Below are 23329 nucleotides of genomic sequence, written 5' to 3'. Positions count from 1 at the left end.
AATTTCCCTGATAAATTATAATAACGCCGAGAGGGAGATTTGAACTCCCGCGGTGCGAACACCAGAGGCTTTCGAGGCCCCCGCCTTTCCGGACTAGACAATCTCGGCAAAAAACACTTTTAATTTCAAACTCTGACCAAATGCCGGCACATTCTAAAAAAGCCGCCATCCAATATCGTGATTTGACTATTTTCCGGAATGTAATTATTGCTGATTAACAAAATAAGGGTTTTCATTAGCGGTGATCCTGTGCCTGTTTAGTTTTCCTGAAAAATAAGGCTGGAAAGCCTTCAGGCTTTCTTTTGTTAGAAAAAACATCTGGTATATTTTCAGCTATCCGCCCTTTCGGCAGATATGTAGTTCTCTCTTGGGCCTTCATCCTTTCTTTCAATCTGAGGCTCTTCGAGTTCCGGCCATTTGAGGATATTCCCGTCACTGTCCCTGAGCGGAATCGGCGGGTGGCTCTTTTGTGTTAAAAGTGATACGACAAACATTGCAATACCGCCCATAATCACCGGCACGAAGGTGAAGAAGATCATCCACTCATTGTCAGCAGGTACAAGTGTAATCTCGCCTGACTGGATTGAAAGGATGGCTCCTCCTACCAAAACCGTCAGAAATCCTGACAGCATTGATGCAACTGCCCCGGGAGTATTTGCCTTCTTCCAGAAAAGGCCGCATACAAGAGTCCAGAAAAGGCATGCAAACAGCAGGGTGAATCCAAAAATCATCAGGTCATAAAGTCCCGGTGCAATGAAACTTATCAGGATACAGAGCAGTCCGATGGCAACAACAAGGCGCCTTGTAAATCTTAACACATCGCCCTGTTCCCGTGATTTGTCAGAAACGGCACCGTGTACGAAATCTGTTGAGATAACCGCCGCAGATGCGAAAATTGCAGAACTTGCAGTTGACATAATTGCCGCCATCAGTGAACCTACAAAGAGTGCCATAAGCCAGGGATTCAAAAGTTCCTTTGCAAGAAACGGAATAATAAGTTCAGGATCGGATGCCAGAACCGAAGGGTCCATAAGTCCGGTCTGAACCATTACAATGCCCAGGAGCCCAAGGAAGATCGGGCCGATTCCCGCAACCCAGTAGAGTCCGGCACCAAGTGCAAGACCCTGTTTTGCAGACTTATCATCCCTCGCACAGAATACACGCTGTGAGATGTCAAGCGATGCAAGGCTTCCAAATCCCATACCGCACCAGGCAGCAAACCACACCAAAAATCCCGTGATGCTCCAGTCAACTCCGCTCGGAGATGCATCTGAGGGAAGGAATGACCAGAAATCCTCGGGTGTGTGTGTCGCAATAACGTCCATACCGCCAACATATACAATGCCTGTGGGGATTAAAATTGCAAGACCGATGAGAATAAGAACCATCTGTATATTGTCAGTCCAGATAACCGCAAGCATTCCTCCAAGATAGGTATAAATTATTACAATTGCTCCCGCAATAAGTGAACTTTCAAAAGCAGGGAGTCCGACCATCACATTCAGTATCTTCCCGATTGCAAGAATTTGAACCGCCGTCCAGAATATCAGTGTCGGGAGGGATAGAATTGATGCGACAGCAGCTCCTCTTTTGCCGTATCTCAGATAATACATCTCACCAAGTGAGGCAATCTTCATCTTCCTGAGAATCGTCACGAAGAAAAATGCCATCAATAAAAGCGTAATCCCGGATGCCCACGGGTCCGCTATTGTTCCAAGTAAATGACTCTGATATGCAGCGCCTGCACCTCCGAGGAGTGTTCCTCCACCCCAGAATGTTGCAAACAGGGTGCCGCCGATGAGTACGGGGCCTACATTTCTGTTTGCAATAAGGTAACCCTTAGCACTTTCAACACTACCCCTTCTCTGTACAATAAATCCTATTGCAAGCATCGAGATGAGGTAAATTGCTATCACAAAAACTTCTATTCCCATTAAACAGATCATAAAAAATTTTGATTTCTGATATTTGAGGATTTTGGAAATGAATGTTAAACCTATAAATAGCTTTTTTAATTTGGAATGGTCATATAAAGCCCAAAAATTAAAGTTTTTGTGATAATTTCGGATAAAAACGGAATAATTAAAAATGCCCGTTTTAAAAAAAGCCTGGTTTTTGAACGTGAAATCAAAAATTAAGTGTGCGTCTGTTTTAAAAAGTTATTATGTAAGAAATTTAAGCTTATTTTACAATAATCTAAATAAATGGAAAATCAATTATAAATATACTTGATTATGTATTTCTTATGAATATCAGAATCAGTATATTATAAAATCATTTTTGAAATCTTCAAATGACATTTTGGTCTTTTAAAAAACAGAAAAAAATTGGAAGAAAAAATTAGTTGAATTTGTCTTTTACGCTGTTTAATTCATCAATAGAATTAATTGTAACGTATGATGGTACAACAAGGCCTACCTTTGCACCCTCAAGATTCTTGCGGACAAGAACAAGATCGTCTTCATATTTTTCATAGTAGCTTGCCTGTGTTGCCGGAAGCCATGCAGAAATTGTGCAGTCGACATCTCCGTCTGCCACTGCCTGATAAAGAGGACCTGCGTCAACAGCGGAAATCTTCACATTGAATCCTGCTTTTTCAAGAACAATCTTCAGGACATTTGTGCTTGCAATTTCAGAGTCCCAGAGAACGTATCCGACAGAGACTTTCTCCCCGTCACCGATGATGTCTCCGATCCATCCGGAAACGGTTTCCTGGTTATTATCAATCCATTCCTGTGCAGCTTCGGTGTCCTTTTTGCCCTCCTCAATGCTGAGCATGACAGACTCCATGTCTTCAGCTTTCCAGTTGAATCTTTCCAGAATTGAGTAAAGGCCCGGTTTGTCTGCCTTTAGATCCTTTCTTGCAAGAGTTCCGATATACTCCTCTCCACCGTAAACACCTTTTGGATCATCGAGATACTTCAGATCATATCTTGCAAACATCCAGTGTGGTGTCCATCCGGTGACGACTATCCATTTCTCTTCTTTAATTGCCTTGGTAAGCTCTGATGCCATTCCGGCACTGCTGCTTGATACAAGTGTATAATCAAGGCCGTATGTGTCGATTGCCTCTTCGGTATGGATCATTATACCTGCACCTGGTTCGATTCCGATAATCTTACCTTTGTCTGCTTTTGTGCTCTGGTCTCCGCTTTGTGTACATCCTGCACTGATTACTGCCAGAATTGCCAGTACCAGCACTATGCCTGTTAATAATTTTTTATCAATCATAAATATCACCAGTTTTTGAATAATTTATCAAACGCCTTTCCGCCTTTTTTTATAAAAAAAGAGAAAGGAATTTTTAATTTTGGGTGGGGGGCACACTAAAAAATTTAATGTGCCGGGGTTTCTGAATATGCTATACTCTGTGTAAGCCTGTCGAGAATAATCGCAATTATCACGATTGCAAGGCCTGCCTCGAAACCGGTTCCTATGTCAACTCTCTGGATACCATAGAGAACAAGATATCCAAGACCCTGTGCACCGATCATTGATGCGATCACTGTCATTGAAAGTGCAAGCATAATGCACTGGTTTACTCCTGCCATTATAGTCGGCATTGCAACCGGAATCTCCACTTTTGAAAGTTTCTGAAGCGGTGTTGCACCAAAAGCATCTGCAACTTCAGAAAGCTCTTTTGGAATCTGCTTGATCCCAAGACTTGTAAGTCTGATTGCGGGAGGCATTGAAAATATAACAGTTGCAATAACACCCGGAACTTCTCCAAGACCAAAGAAGATCACAGCAGGTATCAGGTAGACAAAGGAAGGCATTGTCTGCATGAAATCCAGAATAATCTTCACGGGCTTTTCAAACTCAGATTTCTTTGCCGTGAGAATTCCGGAGGGGATTCCTATGACAAGGGAAATCACTGTTGCAACTATTACAAGTGCGAGTGTCTGAACAGACGAATCCCATAATTCAAGATTCCAGATTAAAAGCATCCCCAAAAAAGCCATAACCGGAATTTCGAGGACGGTGAAAATCTCCTTTTGATTTAATTTTTTAATATTTTTGCCCCTGAGTCCCGGAAGAGCCAGAAGACCGGCTATAATAATCATTAATAAAGCCGGGGGTATCATACTCAGAAATAAATACGTTGTATCTATAAGAAGCGATACAAAATCTGTTATTGCATCCAGAGCCCAGCCAAGATTTTGCTGGATCCATTCAACAATACCCTCAACAGCATCCCCTACCGGAAGTTTTGGAATATCTGACATTATATCTCAGCCTCCTTTCCTCCAAGAGCCGCGAGAACACTGCCCCTTACAATAATACCCTTCATTTTTCCTGTTTCGTCAGTCACTGCAACAGGATATCTGCTGTCTGCAATGATTGGTATGACTTCATTTAACGGAGTATCCGGCCTGACAACAGGTATGTCGCGGATAATTATCTCATGAAGTTCTTTTTTCTCTTTGGCAGCTATTACTGTGTCATCCACCATTATGAGTCCCTCAAGACGGCGGTTTTTTCCGACAACGTATGTGCTCGAAATACCAAATTCCTTCATCAGATGTAATGCAACATTTGGTCCTGCATTTATTCCGACGAGTGGTTCGGGTTTTTTCATGACGTCTTTTGCTGTAAGAACCCTTGATATGTTGACGTCTTCGACAAATCTCTCGACATATTCATTCTCAGGACTGGTCAGAATCTCCTCGGGAGTTCCAATCTGGATTATCTCCCCGTCTTTCATCAGGGCAATTCTGTCACCGAGTTTTAGGGCTTCGTCAAGATCGTGTGTTACAAAAATTATTGTTTTGTCCAGTCTGTCTCTAATCTCAATAAGTTCATCCTGCATATCCCTTCTGATAAGCGGATCAAGTGCTGAGAAGGCTTCATCCATTAAGAGAATCTCTGGTGAACTTGCAAGAGCCCTTGCAAGTCCCACTCTCTGTTTCATTCCGCCTGAAAGCTGTCCAGGATAATTATCTTCATATCCTTCAAGACCAACGAGCTTTAGTGCCTCTTTTGCCTGTTCATTTCTTTTTTCCTCAGGCATACCCTGTATTTCAAGGCCGAATGCAACATTGTCAATTATGCTTCTGTTAGGCAGGAGTGCAAAATTCTGAAAAACCATGCCTGTCAGGTGTCTCCTTGCCTCAATTAGTTCATCTTTGCTGAGTTGTGTAATATTCTTGTCAGCAATCTCAATTGTTCCTTTTGTTGGCTCTATCAGTCTGTTCAGGCATCTTAGTATTGTTGATTTTCCTGATCCTGAAAGACCCATTATGACGAACGTTTCACCTTTGAATACTTCAAAAGATACGTTTTTCAGAGCAACAATATGATTTGTTTTTTCAAAAATCTGTTTTTTGGACAATCCCTTTTCAATAAATTTTAATGCATTTTTTGGCTTTGTGCCGAAAACCTTAGAAACATTGTGTACTTTTATAATTGTGCTGTTAATAATAATGTCCGTTTTTTCCGGATCCTGATCTTCCAAATAATCACCAAAATTTAATTTTAATCTGCATTTAACAGTTATCTTATCAATATAATATAACACTATTGATGTTAGGCAAACCAAAATCCTTTGATTTATGGAGATTTTGCGGATTGTGTCGCTATAAATCGTTATTTTAAGGGTGGAGAGCAATTTGTTCTGCTTATGGGGGGAGGAGGATCGTTAATATGCGATATGCCGGATAATCTGACATTTTTTAAAAATGGGCCGAATTTTTGGTTTTCTTCAATTCTGAAATTTAAAAAATGTGGTAAAAAGATCACTATGTGAGCTTTAATATTATCTGGTCGATTATTGCAGGGTTGTTCTCATTCTGCTATTTGTTTTAATATTATGGTGACCATTAAATTTTCAGTGAGTATCATGCGAAGTGACGATGTAAAATCCGGATATGTCAGAGCTCCCAACAGGTCTCTGATCCGTTCTCTTGGAATTACCCAGGGGGAGATGGAAAAGCCCTTTATCGGGATTGCAAATTCATGGAACACTATAGTTCCCGGTCATACACACCTGAGGGTTTTGGCAGAACGGGTACGTGAAGGGATATCTGCGGGAGGCGGTGTTCCTTTTGAGTTTAACACCATTGGAATATGCGACGGAATTGCGATGGGTCATGAGGGGATGAGGTACTCTCTTCCTTCAAGAGATAATATAGCTGATTCTGTTGAGCTTATGGTACAGGCTCACAGATTTGATGCCCTTGTCTGCCTTTGCACATGCGACAAAATTGTTCCCGGGATGCTGATGGCTGCTGCAAGATGCAATATCCCTGCAATTGTCATTACAGGCGGGAATATGCTTCCCGGTTACAAGGACGGATGCGAATTATCCCTTATTGATGTGTTTGAGGGTGTGGGTAAGGTTGCAGCCGGAAAGATGACTGAGGAGGAATTGACAGAGCTTGAGTCATGTGCAATGCCGGGCTGCGGAAGCTGCCAGGGTCTTTACACAGCAAATACTATGGCATGTATGACAGAGGCAATGGGTATGTCCCTTCCCGGTTGTGCTGCCATCCCTGCTGTTGAATCCGCAAAGCTTCGTATTGCATATGAGAGCGGAGTGAGATCTGTTGAGTTGGTGCAAGAAGATATTAGGCCCCGCGATATCATCACACTTGAGTCCATGAAAAATGCAGTCCGTGTCGATGTGGCTCTTGGGGGATCTACCAATACTGTTCTTCATTTAATGGCTATTGCAAAAGAGGCGGGCGTTTCTCTGTCGCTTGATGACTTCAATAAAATAAGTGACGAGGTACCTCATATCTGTTCCATGCAGCCTGGCGGGCCCCATTCAATGCAGGCGCTTTATCGTGCGGGAGGTATTCCTGCAGTATTTTCGCAGATTAAGGGATATCTGTCTGATGTCGGGACGGTTTCCGGAAAAAGTGTTTATGATATTGTCAAAACGGTGAGGAGTATCGATGAATCTGTCATTAGATCTCCTCAGGACCCTTTTCATGCAGGCGGTGGTCTGAGAATATTAAAAGGAACTCTTGCTCCTGATGGTGCGGTTATTAAATCCGCGGCAGTAAATGAGTCGATGTGGGTGCATAAAGGTCCTGCAAGGGTTTTTGACGGAGAAAAAGAGGCGATGGATGCGATTATGGCCCGGAGTATAAATGAGGATGATGTGATTATAATCCGTTACGAAGGTCCGAAGGGAGGGCCGGGGATGCCTGAAATGCTCTCTCCAACATCAGCGCTGATGGGACTTGGATATACCAGAGTTGCACTCGTTACAGACGGCCGTTTTTCAGGCGGTACAAGGGGTCCCTGCATCGGTCATGTTGCTCCGGAGGCCGCAAAAGGAGGGCCGATAGGACTTGTTCGGGAGGGCGATCTGATAGATATCAACCTGTTTGAGAGGCGGCTGGATCTGGATGTTGAGCCGGATATACTCGATGAGAGGAGGAAAAAACTGATTCCAAAGGAGAAAGAGCTCTCCGGCGTTCTTGCAAGATATGCCAGGCTTGTCGGTCAGGCTGACAGCGGTGCTGTTTCAAAATAAAAAATATTTTTTTGACACTCCGTTTTGCGCGTATGATCAATCTCCATCAAAATACCGGCAATATGACGTTATTTTTTCAGCGACCCCCCTTTTGTTGAACCCATGAGCCCTGTTTTTTGCCAACCTTTATATGTCACGGAAGACCACTTTGTAAGGCCGAAGTATTCCGGATACAAACCACGCAACGAAGCGTGATTTGAAATCGCGGGGAATATCTACGGAGAAAAAAGATGTGTGGATTAATATGCTAAGCATGTTTGTTCCCGTCTTTCTCTGAGAACGAAACAACAGGGTTTATATGTGAATAAATCCCATGTTGTTATCTCGATTCTTTAATGGAGAGCCAAAACCACTCGGATGGGAGTGTTGGTTCTGACGTTGGCATTGGCAATGCGGAAATTTGTTTAATAACCGCTAATTCCTTTTGTGAATGAAATTACAAAAATAACGATAGTGTGCCGAAGTGAAACGTATCTTCAAAATTAATTCTGGTTGATCCTGCCAGAGGTCACTGCTATCGGGGTTCGATTAAGCCATGCGAGTTGAGAGGGTTAAGACCCTCAGCGGACTGCTCAGTAACACGTGGATAACCTGCCCTAAGGTGGAGGATAACCCCGGGAAACTGGGGATAATACTCCATAGGTCAGAGATACTGGAATGTTCTTTGACCGAAAGTTCCGGCGCCTTAGGATGGATCTGCGGCCGATTAGGTAGTTGTTGGGGTAGTGGCCCAACAAGCCTGTAATCGGTACGGGTTGTGGGAGCAAGAGCCCGGAGATGGAATCTGAGACACGATTCCAGGCCCTACGGGGCGCAGCAGGCGCGAAAACTTTACAATGCAGGAAACTGTGATAAGGGAACCCCGAGTGCCCGTATACGCGGGCTGTCCAGGTGTTTAAAATGCATCTGAAGAAAGGGCCGGGCAAGACCGGTGCCAGCCGCCGCGGTAATACCGGCGGCTCGAGTGGTGACCGCTTTTATTGGGCTTAAAGCGTTCGTAGCTTGACCTTTAAGTCTCTTGGGAAATCCGCCGGCTCAACCGGCGGGCGTCTAAGAGATACTGTTGGTCTAGGGATCGGGAGAGGTGAGAGGTACTCCGGGGGTAGAAGTGAAATTCTGTAATCCCCGGGGGACCACCGATGGCGAAGGCATCTCACCAGAACGACTCCGACAGTGAGGAACGAAAGCTGGGGGAGCGAACCGGATTAGATACCCGGGTAGTCCCAGCCGTAAACGATGTGCGTTAGGTGTACTGGTGACCACGAGTCACTGGGGTGCCGAAGGGAAACCGTGAAACGTACCGCCTGGGAAGTACGGTCGCAAGGCTGAAACTTAAAGGAATTGGCGGGGGAGCACCACAACGGGTGGAGCCTGCGGTTTAATTGGACTCAACGCCGGGAAGCTCACCAGATAGGACAGCGGAATGATAGCCGGGCTGAAGACCTTGCTTGACCAGCTGAGAGGAGGTGCATGGCCGTCGTCAGTTCGTACTGTGAAGCATCCTGTTTAGTCAGGCAACGAGCGAGACCCACGCCAACAGTTGCCAGCATATTCTCCGGAATGATGGGGACACTGTTGGGACCGCCTCTGCTAAAGAGGAGGAAGGAATGGGCAACGGTAGGTCAGCATGCCCCGAATTATCTGGGCTACACGCGGGCTACAATGGTCAGGACAATGGGTAACGGCGCTGAAAAGCGTAGTTAATCTCCTAAACCTGCCCTAAGTTCGGATTGTGGGCTGCAACTCGCCCACATGAAGCTGGAATCCGTAGTAATCGCGTTTCAAAATAGCGCGGTGAATACGTCCCTGCTCCTTGCACACACCGCCCGTCAAACCACCCGAGTGAGGTTTGGATGAGGCTGTGGTTTTTGCCGCAGTCGAATCTAGGTTTCGCAAGGGGGGTTAAGTCGTAACAAGGTAGCCGTAGGGGAATCTGCGGCTGGATCACCTCCTAATGAAATCCAAAAGGATGTGAATAGCGGTTATTAAACAAACTGTAAAATTGCCAATGTCAATACGAATATAAGAGAAAGTCGGGCTCATAGCTCAGCTGGAAGAGCGCGGCGTTTGCAACGCCGAGGCCAGGGGTTCAAATCCCCTTGGGTCCACTTAAAAACGAGTTACTTTCGGTAACTGGTTTTTACCGATGCACCCGGAAATGTGAATTACCGGGGAAGGACTGAGAGTCATTTACGGCGACGCAAGTGACTCTGTGATGTCATGTATAGGACGTATACACAAGACGTTAAATGGATTTTAGCGGTTAAACCGATAATGCTGAATTACATTTAGCCTGCCAGTGAATGGCTCGGTTCGAGTGCCGATGAAGGGCGTGCCAAGCTGCGATAAGCTCCGGGAAGACGCAAGGAGTCTATGATCCGGAGATCCCCGAATGGGACATCCTGCTTCCTTTTAGGAAGCGATCCTTTTGGATCGGCAACCTCCCGAATTGAAACATCTTAGTAGGGAGAGGAAGAGAAATCAATCGAGATGTCGTTATTAAAGGCGATCGAAAGCGACAGAGTTCAAACTGAATCCCGTTCGCGGGAGATGTGGTGTTGAAGGCTCACCGTTCGGGCATTAGATTCGAAGTGGAATTTGTTCTGGAACGTCAAACCAAAGAGGGTGACAGTCCCGTACACGTATGTTTCTTTTGTCCTGGTGATGTCCTGAGTATCGTGGGTTGGAAATCTCGCGAGAATCTGGGGGTCATCAACCTCCAAAACTAAATACTCCTCGAAACCGATAGCGCAATAGTAGCGTGAGCGAAAGCTGAAAAGTAACCCTGGAAAGGTGGTGAATAAGTGCCTGAAACTGGTAGGTGATAGTGTGTTATGGCGTGAAAGGATCTTTGTATCGAAAGAATCAGTCGTGAGGCTGTAGTATGGGATACATTGCCGGCGTCATAACTTACGTTTTGAAGAACGGGCCAGAGAGTTTATTCTATTGGCGAGGTTAACCTTACGGGAAGCCGAAGCGAAAGCGACATGTCCGTAGTTTTTACATGGGACGGCGTATTAAAAGTGCGTGGAGTCGATAGGATAAGACCCGAAGCCCAGTGATCTATGCGTGGGCAGGCTGAAGGGTGACGAAAGTTGCGTGGAGGGCCGAAGCGGTATTGATATGCAAATCATTCGTGTGACCTGCGTATAGGGGTGAAAGGCCAATCGAACTGGGCATCCGCTGGTTCCTCTCGAAACATGCCGTAGCATGACCTGAGCAGAGGTAGATGGTGAGGTAGAGCACTGATTGTGGGAGTTGGGGGAGAAATCCCTTACCCTGCTGTCAAACTCCGAATTCCCCATCGCCGTAGAAGCTTGGAAGTCCGCACTACGGGGTAAGCTTGTAGTGCGTAAGGGAGACAACCCAGACCGTGGTTAATGTCCCTCAGTGTAGGTTAAGTGTAAACACTAAATGATGTCCTAGGTCAAAGACAACTGGAAGGTCAGCTTAGAAGCAGCTATCCTTCAAAAAGTGCGTAACAGCTTACCAGTCGAGATTTAGGGCGCAGAAAATGGACGGGGCTCAAACCTACCACAGATACCACGGACCACAGCAATGTGATGGCGTAGAGAGGCGTTGTGCATGGGTAGAAGCAGGGATGTAAGTTCCTGTGGACCGTGTAGAAATGAGAATTCTGGCATTAGTAGAAGCATAGTTGGGTGAGAATCCCAACCGCCGAAGGGGCTAGGTTTCCTCGACAATGTTCGTCAGTCGAGGGTTAGTCGGTCCTAAGTTGTACCGTAACTCGAGTACAGCGAAAGGGAAACAGGTTAATATTCCTGTACCATCTGTCAATAATCCTGACGCTTCCGGATATGCTTTGCAGGGCTGTCGCCCTGTCTAATCGTATAAGCTCCTGGAGAACCGTAATGGTGAGAATTGAGTGAAAGCGTGATGGAGTAATAAAGCAAATTCCCGGAGCCCGTGAAAAGGGGACAAGATGTCCGTACCGAGATCTGACACAGGTGCCCCTAGCTGAGAAGGCTAAGGCGTGTCGGTTTAATTGTGTTTAGGGAACTCGGCAAAATAGCCCCGTAACTTTGGAATAAGGGGTGCCTGCCCAGTGATTGGGCAGGTCGCAGTGACCAGGGGACTCCGACTGTCTAATAACAACATAGCAGACTGCAACTCCGAAAGGACTAGTATAGTCTGTGATTCCTGCCCAGTGCAGGTATCTGAAAACCGGGTACAACCGGACGAAGGACCTGTAAACGGCGGGGGTAACTATGACCCTCTTAAGGTAGCGTAGTACCTTGTCGCTTAATTGGCGACTTGCATGAATGGATTAACGAGAGTCCTACTGTCCCAAACACAAGTCCGTTGAAGATTTTATCCTAGTGCAGAGGCTAGGGCCTCCATATGGGAAGTGAAGACCCCGTGGAGCTTTACTGCAGCCTGTCGTTGTGTTACGGTATTCCTTGCGCAGTGTAGATGGGAGACATCGAAGCTGCCCTCGTGGGGGCAGTGGAGTCGCAATCTGAGACACCATCCTTGGTTTACTGTAACACTAACTCTCTTTGAGAGGACATCGGTAGGTAGGCAGTTTGGGTGGGGCGCCACACCCTCGAAAAGATATCAAGGGTGCCCCAAGGTCAACTCATGTGAGTCAGAAACTCACAGGAGAGTGTCAAGAGCAAAAGTTGGCCTGACGCTGATACGAATAGCAAGTATCTGCGAGAGGAAACTCGGGTCTAACGAACCAATACGCGCTTTTGATGAGTGCTATTGACGACAGAAAAGCTACCCCGGGGATAACAGAGTCGTCGCCGGCAAGAGCACATATCGACCCGGCGGCTTGCTACCTCGATGTCGGTTCTTTCCATCCTGGCTGTGCAGCAGCAGCCAAGGGTGAGGTTGTTCGCCTATTAAAGGGGATCGTGAGCTGGGTTTAGACCGTCGTGAGACAGGTCGGTTACTATCTATATGGAGTGTTGGAAGTCTGAGGGTAAGACGGAAATAGTACGAGAGGAACTTTCCGTCGTCGCCACTGGTAGACCGGTTGTCCGACAGGGCAGTGCCGGGTGGCTACGCGATAAGGGATAAAAGCTGAAAGCATCTAAGCTTGAAACCTGACCCTAAAAGAGACTTCGTTATAGGACACGAGTAAAAGACTCGTTTGATAGACTTGGGATGTACGCACGAAGGCAACGACGTGTTCAGTCCACAAGCACTAACGTCCGATAATTCAGCAAAGGAATAACCGTTAAAGTCCAGACGAAATCTTGTGTATACGGTCCTTATGGCCAAGGTGGCGGAGCGGCCACGCGGTCGCCTGCAGAGCGACTACACCCCGGTTCAAGTCCGGGCCTTGGCTTCCTGAATAACTTTCGCAAGAAAGTTTGAAGGTACAGGAAATCTGTGATTTCCGAATCGCGAAATTTCCTGTTCAATTGCGGCCATAGCAGTGGGGCAACACCCGGACTCATTTCGAACCCGGCAGTTAAGCCCACTTACGTAGGACGTTGTACTGAGATACGAGAGTTCTCGGGAACCGTCCAACGCTGCAATTGTTCTGCTAGAAGATTTGAGTCTTTTTTGTTAAGTTTTTTTAATTGTAGTGCAAACTTTTGTAAAATTAGTCTTGGTTTTTAATTTTGTAGTGTGAAATCTGTTAAAATTTTCAGGTTGAACATCATGTTCCACATAATACATCATGGTTGAAACGATGATAAGCAGAAAAAGGAGCAGTTGATATCAGATTTGAAAGAAAAAAGATAAAAATATAGATTTATAACAGATTTAGCTAAGGAATTTTCCTAAACGTGCTGAATTTATCAGCACTGCAAGGGTTGCTACCTGATGTCCTATTGCCCCAATTGAGGGGGTAATGATTCCGGTGCCTGCAAGCAGTACCATCAGCCCGCTTAACCCCATGGCAAAGATGACATTATACTTAATTATCTTTGTAGTTCTTTTTCCAAGTCTGATAAAGTCTGCAAGTGATTTTAACCCGTTCCTTAAAAGAACAACATGCGAAGTCTCAAGAGCAACAGTATTTTCACGTGAACCTATACCGACACCCACATCCGCCTGTGCCAGTGCCGGCCCGTCATTAGTACCGTCACCAACGAAACATACTGTCATGCCATTTTTTTGAAGTGATTCAACCATTTCACGTTTTTGTGCAGGTAAAAGACCTGAATATACATTTTCATCCTTTATTCTGCATTTTTTGGATATCGAATGTGCAACCGCCTCATTGTCACCGGTGAGCATTGAAATATTTTTGATACCCATCTTTTCAAGAGTCTCAATAGTTTCTGCTGATTCAGGTCTGATTGTGTCTTCGATGCCCAAAATTCCAATAATTTCATTATTTCTGGAGATTATTACAGAAGTAATTCCGGAATTTGACATCTCATCAGTTTTTTGGTGTACATCTTCAGAAACCCGTATTCCTGAATTTTTGATAAAGTGGATGTTTCCTGCAAATACCTTTGAACTTTCAGATTCAGCCTCTATTCCAAGGCCGGCGTGAAGATTCATTTGGGAGTATTTTTCAGTTTCAATTCCGTTTTCAGTGGCATAACTGACAATGGCTTTTGCTATCGGGTGTTCTGATCCTGTTTCCGCCCCTGCCGCTGTTTTTAAAAGTCCGGCTTTTGACTCACCGTTAAATGTGATTATTTTGGCAACTCTCATCTGTCCGCTTGTGATGGTGCCTGTTTTATCCAGAAGGATTTCATCAATTTTGTCAGCCGATTCAAGATACTGGCCGCTTTTAATCAAAATTCCTTTCTTTGCACCGGCACCGGTTGCGGCAAGAATGGCCGAGGGTGTCGCCATTAAAAGTGCACACGGGCATGCAACGATTAAAACTGTAATTGCCCTCTCAATACTGCCTGTAAACAGCCAGACAAAAATAACAATCACAAGTATCAGAGGTGTATATATTTTTGCAAACCTGTCAATGAACGGATGGGACGGAGGCCGCCTTTGTTCTGCCTCTTTTACAAGCTTTACAATCTTTGAATAGGTTGAATCCTCGCCTTTTTTAAGGACAGTAATTTCAACCGAACCGTTTTGGTTGACAGTGCCTGAAAAAACGGCTTCTCCTTCCTGCTTTTCAACGGGAATACTCTCTCCGCTCAGGCATGATTCGTCAATGCTGGTGTTTCCGAGAACTATTTTTCCGTCTGCCGGAACAATATCCCCTGGTCTTACGAGTACTGTGTCCCCCACATTAATCAGGTTTACAGGCAGTTCAACAAATTGTCCTTCTTTTTTTACAAAAGCGTACCGGGGATTTCCCTTTGCAATCTTTTCAATGTCCCTTTTTGATCTGTTGTAGGCATAGCTTTCGGCAATCTCACCAATTGCCATTATAAAACCGACTTCTGCCGCAATCGTGTATTCACCTACCGCGACTGCGGCGACAATCGCAAGTGCTGCGAGTTCACATACATTTCTTTTGCCTTTTAAAAGTCCCCGTAGTGCATTTGATATAATAGGAATTCCTGTAAACACAAGTGAGAGTATTGCGATGAATGCAATGACTTCCGGTTTGAGAAGTCCGAAAAACTCTCCCAAAACTATTGTTATTATCAAAATACCGGCTGTTGTAAATCTGATTATCTCATGAACAAACCTGTCTTTACCGGTGTTGGTGTGTCCGCATCCACACCCGCATCCTGTGTTTTTGTCATGTGAATGATCATGAGCACAGCAGTTCTCCTTACAGCTGTCTTCATGATGGTCTTTATGTAACTGTGATTTCTCTGTCATTATTTCACTGATCTGTAAATTAGATATTTTCGTTGATTTTTTCCAGAATTTCACTGAAATTTGAAATTTCATCTTCAGAAAGGACGGAAGAGATCTCCTTTGCAAGATTTAAGTGATGATTATGATGATCCAGAAATGCTTCCTGCCCTTTTTGTGTCAGTACTATTATGTACGATCTTCTGTCGTTTTCAGGCCTTTTTCTGACTGCATATCCGCCCTTTTCAAGCCTGTCTACTGTAATTGTCGTGGTTCCTGTTGTAACGCCGAGTTTCCCTGAAAGATCTTTCATATTCATGCTGCCGTAATGGCCGATCTTTTCAATTGCATGTGCCTCTGAAATTGTAAGCGGTCCCGACTGTATGACAGATGTCTCCCATGATGTTATCCTGTCGAAGAAATCCACCAGATTCTCATTTAATTTCTCAATCGTTTTCATAAGTGTCCCGTATATTTTGATCTTGTGATAGTTTGTATGTATGATAGTTTGAGATTCAAACTATTTGATGATATAGTTTTTAATAAGCCGGGAAAATATGTTTTTCAAAGACTTAGGGGCATATATGAAACGATTTTAAAATATTAAAAGTCAGAATCCGGTATTTTTAGCCTTCCATAACTTCCTGTACTCTGGGTAAAAATTATATAAATCCCCTGTATATAATCCGCTTATGCAGGGGTTAGTTGATCAAAAAATTATCATGGAAAAAGCAGAAGTGCTTTTTGAAAAATGCGGACAGGGAAATATATCAGGGATCGAAAAACATCTTATTTCGCTTGGTTTTATTCAGATGGGAGGAGATCCCCTGATGTTGTCCTTTGAAAATCCGGAAGCCGGACTTTCACTTAATATTGAGATCGATGAAGAAAAAAATGTCCACGGATATGAGATTTTGCCATATGGGGAGGGGGTAAAAAAACAGGAGAAGATCAGGTGGTGACCATAAAAGTCAGAATCGTCAGCACTAATGAACAATAACTCTCACATGACGGGGGGTTTCGTTATATATCATTCTCTCCATCTTTTTAATCCCGGAATGACTACTGAGTTCAGTTTTTTTGCCTCATCGTAGGGCATAACATTTATTTTATTGGCTTTTACCGCACTAAGTTCGATCATTTCGTTTACTGTAATGTCCGCCTGAAGAAATTCTCCTCTCATATAACAGTAACTACAGTAATGAGGCGATTTTGAGCCGTCCTTTTCAGTCCCCTGTTCATCAGAACTCTTTATCCGGATGCCGCATGACTGGCAGAACAGTTCTTCATTTTGTTCGTTCATTATAAATCCTCTTAATTTAACCCTTGGGATTTATGTGTATAAAAAAGTATATTGTGATTTTTCCGGAATTCCGGCCGGCAATTTATGCGGGTGACTTTTCATCCCTTTAAAAGATCTTCTGCAATCCATTCCCCGACATCAGATGTTTTAAGGTTGCCCTTCATATCCCTTGTTACCGCCCTTTCCTCTATGCTGTGTTCAATTGAAGACAAAACAGCAGCCGCTGCTTCATTCTCACCGAGGTGATCAAGGAGCATCGAGCCTGCCCAGATTGTCGCAAGAGGATTTGCAATATTTTTGCCTTTGTATTTAGGTGCAGAACCGTGTATGGGCTCAAACATCGAAGTTCCGTCAGGGTTAATGTTGCCTCCGGGTGCAAGACCAAGCCCTCCCTGGATCATTGCACCGAGATCTGTTATGATGTCACCGAACATGTTTGGGGTTACCAGAACGTCATACCACTCCGGGTTTTTAACAAACCACATCGTAACGGCGTCAACGAAGTTGAACTCTGTTGAAACATCAGGGTAATTTTTTGATACGTCATTGAAGACCTCACGCCAGAGTCCGTAAACATCTGTGAGCACATTTGCCTTGTCAACCGAAGCAAGTTTTTTACTTCTTTTTTCTGCAAGATCAAACGCGTATCTTATGACCCTTTCAGAACCTTTTTTGCTCAGCACCCCTATCTGGTATGCAAGTTCATCAGCGTCTGTCTCCACATCAAGCCCGAATTTAACACTATAGAGATCCCTGACTACCTTTAGCTCATTCTTTGTAACTCCTGATTTTACCCTTGATCCGATCCCTACGTAAAAGTCCTCGGTGTTTTCCCTCACAACCACAAAGTCGATGTCTTCGGGCTTCTTGTTTGCAAGCGGTGTTTCCACTCCTTTTAAGAGTTTTACAGGTCTCAGGTTTATATACTGGTCAAAGTAAAACCTGACCGCCAGGAGAATTCCTTTTTCAAGAACTCCCGGAGTTACCCTGTCATCCCCTATTGCGCCAAAATAAATGGCACGATAATTTGAGAGTTCCTTTAATTCATCCTCTGATATGAGCTGGCCTGTCGAAATATATCTTTCAGCCCCAACATCATATTCGTCCCATTCGATGTCAAATCCGAAACGCTCTCCGGCAGCATCAAGAACTTTTCTGCCTGCCGAGATTATTTCAGGCCCTATGCCGTCTCCGGGCAGACATGCTACTTTGTACATACAGATACCTCCTCCATTTCCTTTGCGTAGTTTACAAGACCTCCTGAATCTACAATTTTCTGCATAAATTCAGGAACCGGTTCAATTAAGAGCTTTTTATCGCCTGCTGTGATCACACCCTCTTTTAAGTTTACAGAAATACTGTCGCCGTCTCTTATTACATCGGTTTCCGGGCAGACTATTGGAAGAACACCGGTATTTATTGCGTTTCTGTAAAAGATTCTTGCAAAGGATTTTGCAACCACAAACCCGATACCGGCTCCTTTTAGGGCAAGGGGTGCATGCTCACGTGAGGAGCCGCACCCGAAATTTCTTCCTGCAACGATAATGTCCCCTGTCTTTGCTTCATTTGCAAAATCATTGCGTGTTCCCTCAAATGCATGCCGGGAGAGTTCCTTTGGATCATAGATTGTCAGAAATCTGCCCGGTATTATTGCATCGGTGTCAATATCATCTCCGAATTTCCATACTCTCATCTTCAGACCTCCCTTGGATCTGTTATAACCCCTGTGATCGCACTTGCTGCGGCGGTTGCAGGAGATGATAAATAAACTTCCGCTTCAGTGCTGCCCTGCCTTCCTCTGAAATTGCGGTTTGATGTTGAAAGCGAGACCTCTCCTGGTGCAAGGAGTCCGAACATTCCCCCCATGCATGGTCCGCAGCAGGGAGCCTCTACGAGTGCTCCGGCCTCAACGAAAAGTTCAATAAGTCCTCCTTTCAGGCATTTGAGGTATTCGTCCTTTGATGCAGGAACGATTATGACCCTCACATCGTTTGAGAATTTATCATTCCCAAGCACTTCTGCCGCCTCTTTGAAGTCTTCATATCTCCCGTTTGTGCACGAACCGATAAACACCTGGTCGACTTTTCTTCCGGCAACTTCCGAGACGTCAACTACATTGTCGACATTGTGGGGTACGGCAATTTTTGGTTCGAGAGATGAGATGTTGCATGATCTTTTCTCGAAATAAACGGCATCCTCATCGGCATTGAGTAGAAAAGGCTCTGTTTCACACCTGTTTTTAAGATATTCCCATGTAACCCTGTCCGGCGGCACAATGCCTGCCTTTGCCCCCATCTCGATTGCCATATTTGAACATGTCATCCTTCCTGACATATCCATCTCAGCAAATGTTTGCCCACAGAATTCAAGGCATTTGTATGTTGCCCCGTCCGCTCCTATATCGCCTGCAAGACCTAAGATGAGGTCTTTAGGGCCTACACGTCTCTGGAAACTGCCGCTGACTTCAACTTTTATACTCTCCGGTATCCTGAAATAAAGTGCCCCGAATTTTAGGACAAATGCCATATCTGTTGAACCGATTCCGGTTGAAAATGCACCAAGGGCACCATACGCACATGTGTGTGAGTCAGATCCGACAACAATGTCCCCTGGTTTTACCCTTCCCTTTTCGGGAACAACCTGGTGACAGACACCTTCCTTTAAGTCGTAGTTGAATATATCCTGCTCTTTTGCAAAATTCCTCATCATCACATGGTTTTCTGCTGCCGCAATCGAGTCTGCCGGGATCTGGTGGTCAAAGAGCATAATGATCTTTTTAGGATCAAATACTTTTTTTCCGCCCATTTCTTTGAATACGTTTATTGCAAGAGGGCCTGTTATGTCATGGATCATCGCCCCGTCAACAGGCGCCATAACTACCTCTCCCGCACGGAATTCCTTTCCGCATTTACCTGAAAATATCTTTTCTGCTACTGTTTTGCCCATTATAATCACTTATTTGTAGGGTTTGTGGATTCTCCCCGCTGTAATGCAACAACTCCTGTTCTTACAAGCTCGGTAATCCCGTAGGGTTTTAGAAGATCTTCTATCGCCCTGATTTTTTCACAATCTCCTGTCACTTCAACGACAAGCGTCTTTTGTCCGACATCAATTATTTTTGCCCTGAATATTCCTGCAATCTGCATTATTTCTGATCGTGCCTGTCCCGGATCTGCATTTACTTTAATTAAGGCAAGTTCGCGGGCAACATGGCTTCTCTCGGTTATGTCGGTTACCTTGATGACCTCGATAAGCTTATTGAGTTGTTTTTTAATCTGTTCAATATGCAGGTCATCACCGCCTGCGACAATTGTTATCCTGCTCATATCAGGGCTTTCACAGGTTCCGACCGCAAGACTCTCAATGTTAAAACCCCTCCTTGAAAACAGACCCGAGACCCTTGCAAGTACACCTGATCTGTTCTCCACAAGAACGCCGAGTATGTGCTGGCTCATTTAGTCATCTCCTTTATCGTCTGTTTCATGTTTTCCAATCATCTCACTGATGCCGGCTCCGGCAGGAACCATCGGGAATACATTCTCCTCTCTTTCTATGCGGAAATCAAGAAGATAAGGGCCGTCCGTTTCAATGGCTTTCCTCAGTGATTCTTCAATATCATCCGCTGATTCAACTTTTCTGCCCGGAATACCGTATGCCCTGGCAATTCCGACAAAGTCAACTTCGGGGAGATCGGTGTATGAATATCTCTTCTCGTAGAAGAGTTCCTGCCACTGCCGTACCATGCCTAAATACATGTTATTCAGGATCACCATTTTGACAGGTATTCTGTACTGGGCAACTGTTCCAAGTTCCTGTATGTTCATCTGGAAACTGCCGTCGCCTGCAATAAGGACGACATGCTCGTTTGGCCGTGCATATTGTGCCCCAATTGCCGCCGGAAATCCGAATCCCATCATCCCGAGTCCGCCTGAACTAATCCACTGGCGTGGGTTTTTAAAGGAATAGTGCTGGGCGGCCCACATCTGATTCTGGCCGACTTCGCTTACGATTATTCCTTCTCCGTTCAGGATTTCCGAGAGTTTCCTGATGACTGACTGCGGGTGGAGTTTTCCGTCATCAATGATTTTGAGAGGGTGATTTTCACGCCATTTATGAACCTGTTTCGTCCATTCGGTACCTTTTTGTTCGCCTGGTTTGCCTCTCTCTATCATATCCGCTAGTATCTGCCCTGCATCGCCTACTATCGGGATATTTACTGCTATGTTTTTCCCTATCTCTGCCGGGTCTATGTCGATATGTATGATATTTGCATCAGGTGCAAAATGCTCGATTTTACCTGTTACCCTGTCGTCAAACCGTGCCCCTATTGCAATGAGAAGGTCGCATTCGGTGATGGCGTAGTTTGCGTATTCTGTCCCGTGCATTCCGAGCATCCCAAGATTCAGCGGGTGTTTTGCAGGTATTGCTCCGAGTCCCATCATTGTTGTGGTAACCGGAATCTCAAACATCTCTGCAAATCTGACAAGTTCTCCGGATGCACCGGCTGCAATGACTCCCCCACCTGCGTATATGACCGGTTTTTTTGATTCATTTATCAGATCGAGTGCTTTTTTAATCTGGTTTGGGTGTCCTTTGTAGGTCGGTTTGTATCCTTTTAGATCGGGGACGTCTGAGTAAAGATCTTCTGGGTTTATCTTTTCAGTAAGGACATCCTTTGGAAGATCAATAAGGACCGGGCCTTTTCTGCCCGTCCCTGCAATCAGGAATGCTTCTTTTACAGTCCTTTTGAGTTCCTTTACGTCCTTTACCAGAAAATTATGCTTTGTAACCGGCATTGTTATCCCGGTTATGTCTGACTCCTGAAATGCATCGTTTCCGAGCATTTCGGTAGGAACCTGTCCTGTAAGGGCCACTACCGGAACAGAGTCCATATTTGCAGTTGCAATCCCTGATACAAGGTTGCATGCACCCGGGCCTGAGGTTGAAAGACAGACTCCGACACGTCCGCTTGCCCTTGCATAACCGTCAGCTGCATGGACTGCCGCCTGTTCATGCCTTACAAGTATGTGCTTAATGTCAGCCTCATAGAGTTCGTCATAAATTGGAAGAACAGCTCCGCCGGGGTATCCGAATATTATCTCTACTCCCAGTTCTTTGAGACTATCAATCAGTATTCCTGCTCCGGTTTTCATTTTCCTCCCTCAATAAACGATTCATTCCTGATACTACCGCCTCCACACTTGCTTCTACGATATCTGTTCTTGCGCCTCTGGAGGTTAATATTCTTCCGTCCTTCCTGAGCTTCACCGTGACATCCACCATTGCATCAGCACCGCCGCTTATGGCATCGACATGATATTCCTCAAGTCTGATATCGCCTGCAAAAGCAACCGATTGTTCAAGAACCTTAAGGGCGGCGTCAACCGGACCTGTTCCTGTCGAAGCCCCGGTGACTTCCACTCCGTTTATAACCATCGTAACCGAGGCTGTGGGTATTGAGTTGCTGCCGCTTACAATCGTAAACTGCTTCAGGTCAATCACCGGTTTGCATTCAAGCATCATGACTGCATCAGCAACGGCCATTACATCTGCATCTGTCACTTTTATGCCCTTGTCTCCGAGTTTTTTAATTCTTGAAACGATCTCTTTTAGCTGCTGGTCGTCAGGCTCATATCCGAGTTCGGAGAGTGCCGCCTTAACTGACGCAGTGCCGGAGTGCTTTCCAAGTATGATCCTCCTTTTTCTCCCGACAGTCTCGGGTGACATCGGCTCGTAGGTTGTTGCGTCCCTCAAAAGTCCGTGTGCATGGATTCCGCTTTCGTGAGTGAAAGCCATCTCGCCCACAATTGGTTTGTTTGTTGCAAGCGGCACTTTTGTAAGCTTTGAGACAAGGACTGAAAGCGGGTATATCTTTTCCTTTGAAATGCCCGTGTCATATGAGTAGAGCTTTTCAAGTGACATCACAAGCTCTTCGAGTGCAGTATTGCCCGCACGTTCGCCAAGACCGTTTACAGTCACATGGGCACAGGAGGCCCCTGATTTCAGAGCCGCAATTGTGTTTGCAAGTCCTAATCCGAGGTCATTGTGACAGTGTATGGACAGTGGTGCAAGGCAGAATTCAGGAATTAGTTCTGCTGTCTTTTCAGGCGTTAAAAGGCCGACGGTGTCGCAAAAACAAAGTCTGTCGGCACCGTTTCTGACTCCCTCCCTGAACAGATTCCTTAGAAATGAGGGGTCGGCCCTTGATGCGTCTTCTCCTGAGAGTTCGACTATAAGGCCGCGTTCTTTGGCGTATCGGACAGCATCAATGGCCATTTTGAACACCTCGTCCCTTGTCTTCCCGAGTTTCTTCGTTATGTGAAGGTCAGATACAGGCACCACCAGGTGTATCGAGTCTGCACCACAATCTGCCGCAATGTCAATATCCCCATGTTTTGCCCTTGAATAGGTACAGCATTCCGAACGGAGGCCAGCCTCTGAGATCAGTTTAACAGCCTCCCGCTCTCCTTCTGATGCCATGGCACTTCCGGCTTCAATGGTATGTATTCCCATATCAGAGAGTGCAGATGCGATTTTTAGTTTCTGTTCAGGTGTCAGTGAAACACCGGGTGTCTGTTCCCCGTCACGAAGAGTTGTGTCAAGGAAACGTAATTTTTTATCGGCAAAGAAAGTAATCACTCATAGGATTTCAACTCCCAGAACTATTCTGATTGTAATTTGTATATAAATGTTATGCCAAAACCCAATTTTTTGCACCATTTGAGTATATAGATTATAGAAAAATGCACCAGGGTTGCGGAAGATCTGGCTTGTGTGAACCGTGTGGAAAAAGTATATATGCTTTCAGCGGCACTTATGTATTGTTATGTCTCAGAAAT

General features: G+C 45.1%; 15 protein-coding genes, 3 tRNA genes and 3 rRNA genes. 7 read left to right on the top strand and 14 right to left on the bottom strand.

Annotated elements, in window-relative coordinates; translation table 11 throughout:
* Positions 1-24 precede the first annotated feature (24 nt).
* From F1737_RS10075 to F1737_RS10055, 5 genes are all read right to left on the bottom strand, one after another.
* Positions 25-108 (bottom strand) — tRNA-Ser (locus tag F1737_RS10075).
* A 221-nt stretch (positions 109-329) separates the two neighbouring features.
* The gene (locus F1737_RS10070) at positions 330-1934 is read right to left on the bottom strand and encodes a sodium:solute symporter family protein (RefSeq protein ID WP_317136450.1); all 1605 of its coding nucleotides are present in this window, start codon (positions 1932-1934) and stop codon (positions 330-332) included.
* A gap of 406 nt (positions 1935-2340) precedes the next feature.
* Entirely contained in the window at positions 2341-3231 is an 891-nt protein-coding gene (locus F1737_RS10065) for a glycine betaine ABC transporter substrate-binding protein (protein ID WP_317136449.1), read from the bottom strand.
* Positions 3232-3335: 104 nt separating this feature from the next.
* Positions 3336-4226: an ABC transporter permease gene (locus tag F1737_RS10060; RefSeq protein WP_317136448.1), complete on the bottom strand. Its 891-nt coding sequence runs from the start codon at positions 4224-4226 to the stop codon at positions 3336-3338.
* Positions 4226-5455, bottom strand: coding sequence for a quaternary amine ABC transporter ATP-binding protein (locus F1737_RS10055; protein ID WP_317136447.1), 1230 nt, complete (start codon positions 5453-5455; stop codon positions 4226-4228). The genes F1737_RS10060 and F1737_RS10055 overlap by 1 nt, the downstream gene beginning before the upstream one ends.
* A gap of 384 nt (positions 5456-5839) precedes the next feature.
* On the opposite strand from F1737_RS10055, the gene ilvD reads away from it, so the two are divergent.
* From ilvD to rrf, 6 genes are all read left to right on the top strand, one after another.
* Positions 5840-7483 carry a dihydroxy-acid dehydratase gene (ilvD, locus tag F1737_RS10050; RefSeq protein WP_317136446.1) on the top strand — a complete coding sequence of 548 codons (1644 nt, stop codon included), beginning with the start codon at positions 5840-5842 and terminating at the stop codon, positions 7481-7483.
* A 485-nt stretch (positions 7484-7968) separates the two neighbouring features.
* A 16S ribosomal RNA gene (locus F1737_RS10045) occupies positions 7969-9436 on the top strand.
* Between the two features lie 82 nt (positions 9437-9518).
* Positions 9519-9591, top strand: a tRNA-Ala gene (locus F1737_RS10040).
* Between the two features lie 165 nt (positions 9592-9756).
* Positions 9757-12679 (top strand): 23S ribosomal RNA (locus tag F1737_RS10035).
* A gap of 49 nt (positions 12680-12728) precedes the next feature.
* Positions 12729-12800 (top strand) — tRNA-Cys (locus F1737_RS10030).
* A gap of 74 nt (positions 12801-12874) precedes the next feature.
* Positions 12875-12996: ribosomal RNA gene (gene rrf / locus F1737_RS10025) — 5S ribosomal RNA — on the top strand.
* Together the 16S, 23S and 5S rRNA genes with 2 tRNA genes alongside form the textbook arrangement of a ribosomal RNA operon.
* 229 nt (positions 12997-13225) lie before the next feature.
* Here the strand turns inward: rrf and F1737_RS10020 are convergent.
* Positions 13226-15211: a heavy metal translocating P-type ATPase gene (locus F1737_RS10020; RefSeq protein ID WP_317136445.1), complete on the bottom strand. Its 1986-nt coding sequence runs from the start codon at positions 15209-15211 to the stop codon at positions 13226-13228.
* A gap of 19 nt (positions 15212-15230) precedes the next feature.
* Positions 15231-15647: a MarR family winged helix-turn-helix transcriptional regulator gene (locus tag F1737_RS10015; protein ID WP_317136444.1), complete on the bottom strand. Its 417-nt coding sequence runs from the start codon at positions 15645-15647 to the stop codon at positions 15231-15233.
* A 232-nt stretch (positions 15648-15879) separates the two neighbouring features.
* On the opposite strand from F1737_RS10015, the gene F1737_RS10010 reads away from it, so the two are divergent.
* Positions 15880-16149 (top strand): hypothetical protein, encoded by a 270-nt coding sequence (locus F1737_RS10010; RefSeq protein ID WP_317136443.1) that lies wholly within the window; start codon positions 15880-15882, stop codon positions 16147-16149.
* 68 nt (positions 16150-16217) lie between these two features.
* Here F1737_RS10010 and F1737_RS10005 read toward each other — a convergent pair whose 3' ends face one another.
* The 7 genes from F1737_RS10005 to F1737_RS09975 all read right to left on the bottom strand — a co-directional run bounded on the left by F1737_RS10005 (position 16218) and on the right by F1737_RS09975 (position 23129).
* Positions 16218-16490 carry a zinc ribbon domain-containing protein gene (locus F1737_RS10005; protein ID WP_317136442.1) on the bottom strand — a complete coding sequence of 91 codons (273 nt, stop codon included), beginning with the start codon at positions 16488-16490 and terminating at the stop codon, positions 16218-16220.
* Positions 16491-16588: 98 nt separating this feature from the next.
* Positions 16589-17707, bottom strand: coding sequence for an isocitrate/isopropylmalate dehydrogenase family protein (locus tag F1737_RS10000; RefSeq protein ID WP_317136441.1), 1119 nt, complete (start codon positions 17705-17707; stop codon positions 16589-16591).
* A complete protein-coding gene (locus F1737_RS09995) occupies positions 17695-18183 on the bottom strand; it encodes a 3-isopropylmalate dehydratase small subunit (protein ID WP_317136440.1) in 489 nt (162 codons plus the stop codon). Before F1737_RS09995 ends, F1737_RS10000 begins: the two co-directional genes overlap by 13 nt.
* Before the next feature lie 2 nt (positions 18184-18185).
* Entirely contained in the window at positions 18186-19436 is a 1251-nt protein-coding gene (locus F1737_RS09990) for a 3-isopropylmalate dehydratase large subunit (RefSeq protein WP_317136439.1), read from the bottom strand.
* Positions 19437-19441: 5 nt separating this feature from the next.
* On the bottom strand, positions 19442-19945 hold the full coding sequence (gene ilvN, locus F1737_RS09985; RefSeq protein WP_317136438.1) for an acetolactate synthase small subunit: 504 nt from the start codon (positions 19943-19945) through the stop codon (positions 19442-19444).
* Complete coding sequence (gene ilvB, locus F1737_RS09980; protein ID WP_317136437.1) at positions 19946-21643, bottom strand: biosynthetic-type acetolactate synthase large subunit; 1698 nt, start codon at positions 21641-21643, stop codon at positions 19946-19948. It lies immediately after the preceding gene.
* The gene (locus F1737_RS09975; RefSeq protein WP_317136436.1) at positions 21615-23129 is read right to left on the bottom strand and encodes a 2-isopropylmalate synthase; all 1515 of its coding nucleotides are present in this window, start codon (positions 23127-23129) and stop codon (positions 21615-21617) included. The genes ilvB and F1737_RS09975 overlap by 29 nt, the downstream gene beginning before the upstream one ends.
* Between the last annotated feature and the right edge of the window lie 200 nt (positions 23130-23329).

Source organism: Methanoplanus sp. FWC-SCC4 (genome assembly GCF_032878975.1).
GTDB classification, from domain to species: domain Archaea; phylum Halobacteriota; class Methanomicrobia; order Methanomicrobiales; family Methanomicrobiaceae; genus Methanochimaera; species Methanochimaera problematica.
The sequence above is the reverse complement of the archived record's forward strand: the minus strand, read 5'-3'. Positions and strand labels throughout refer to the sequence as shown.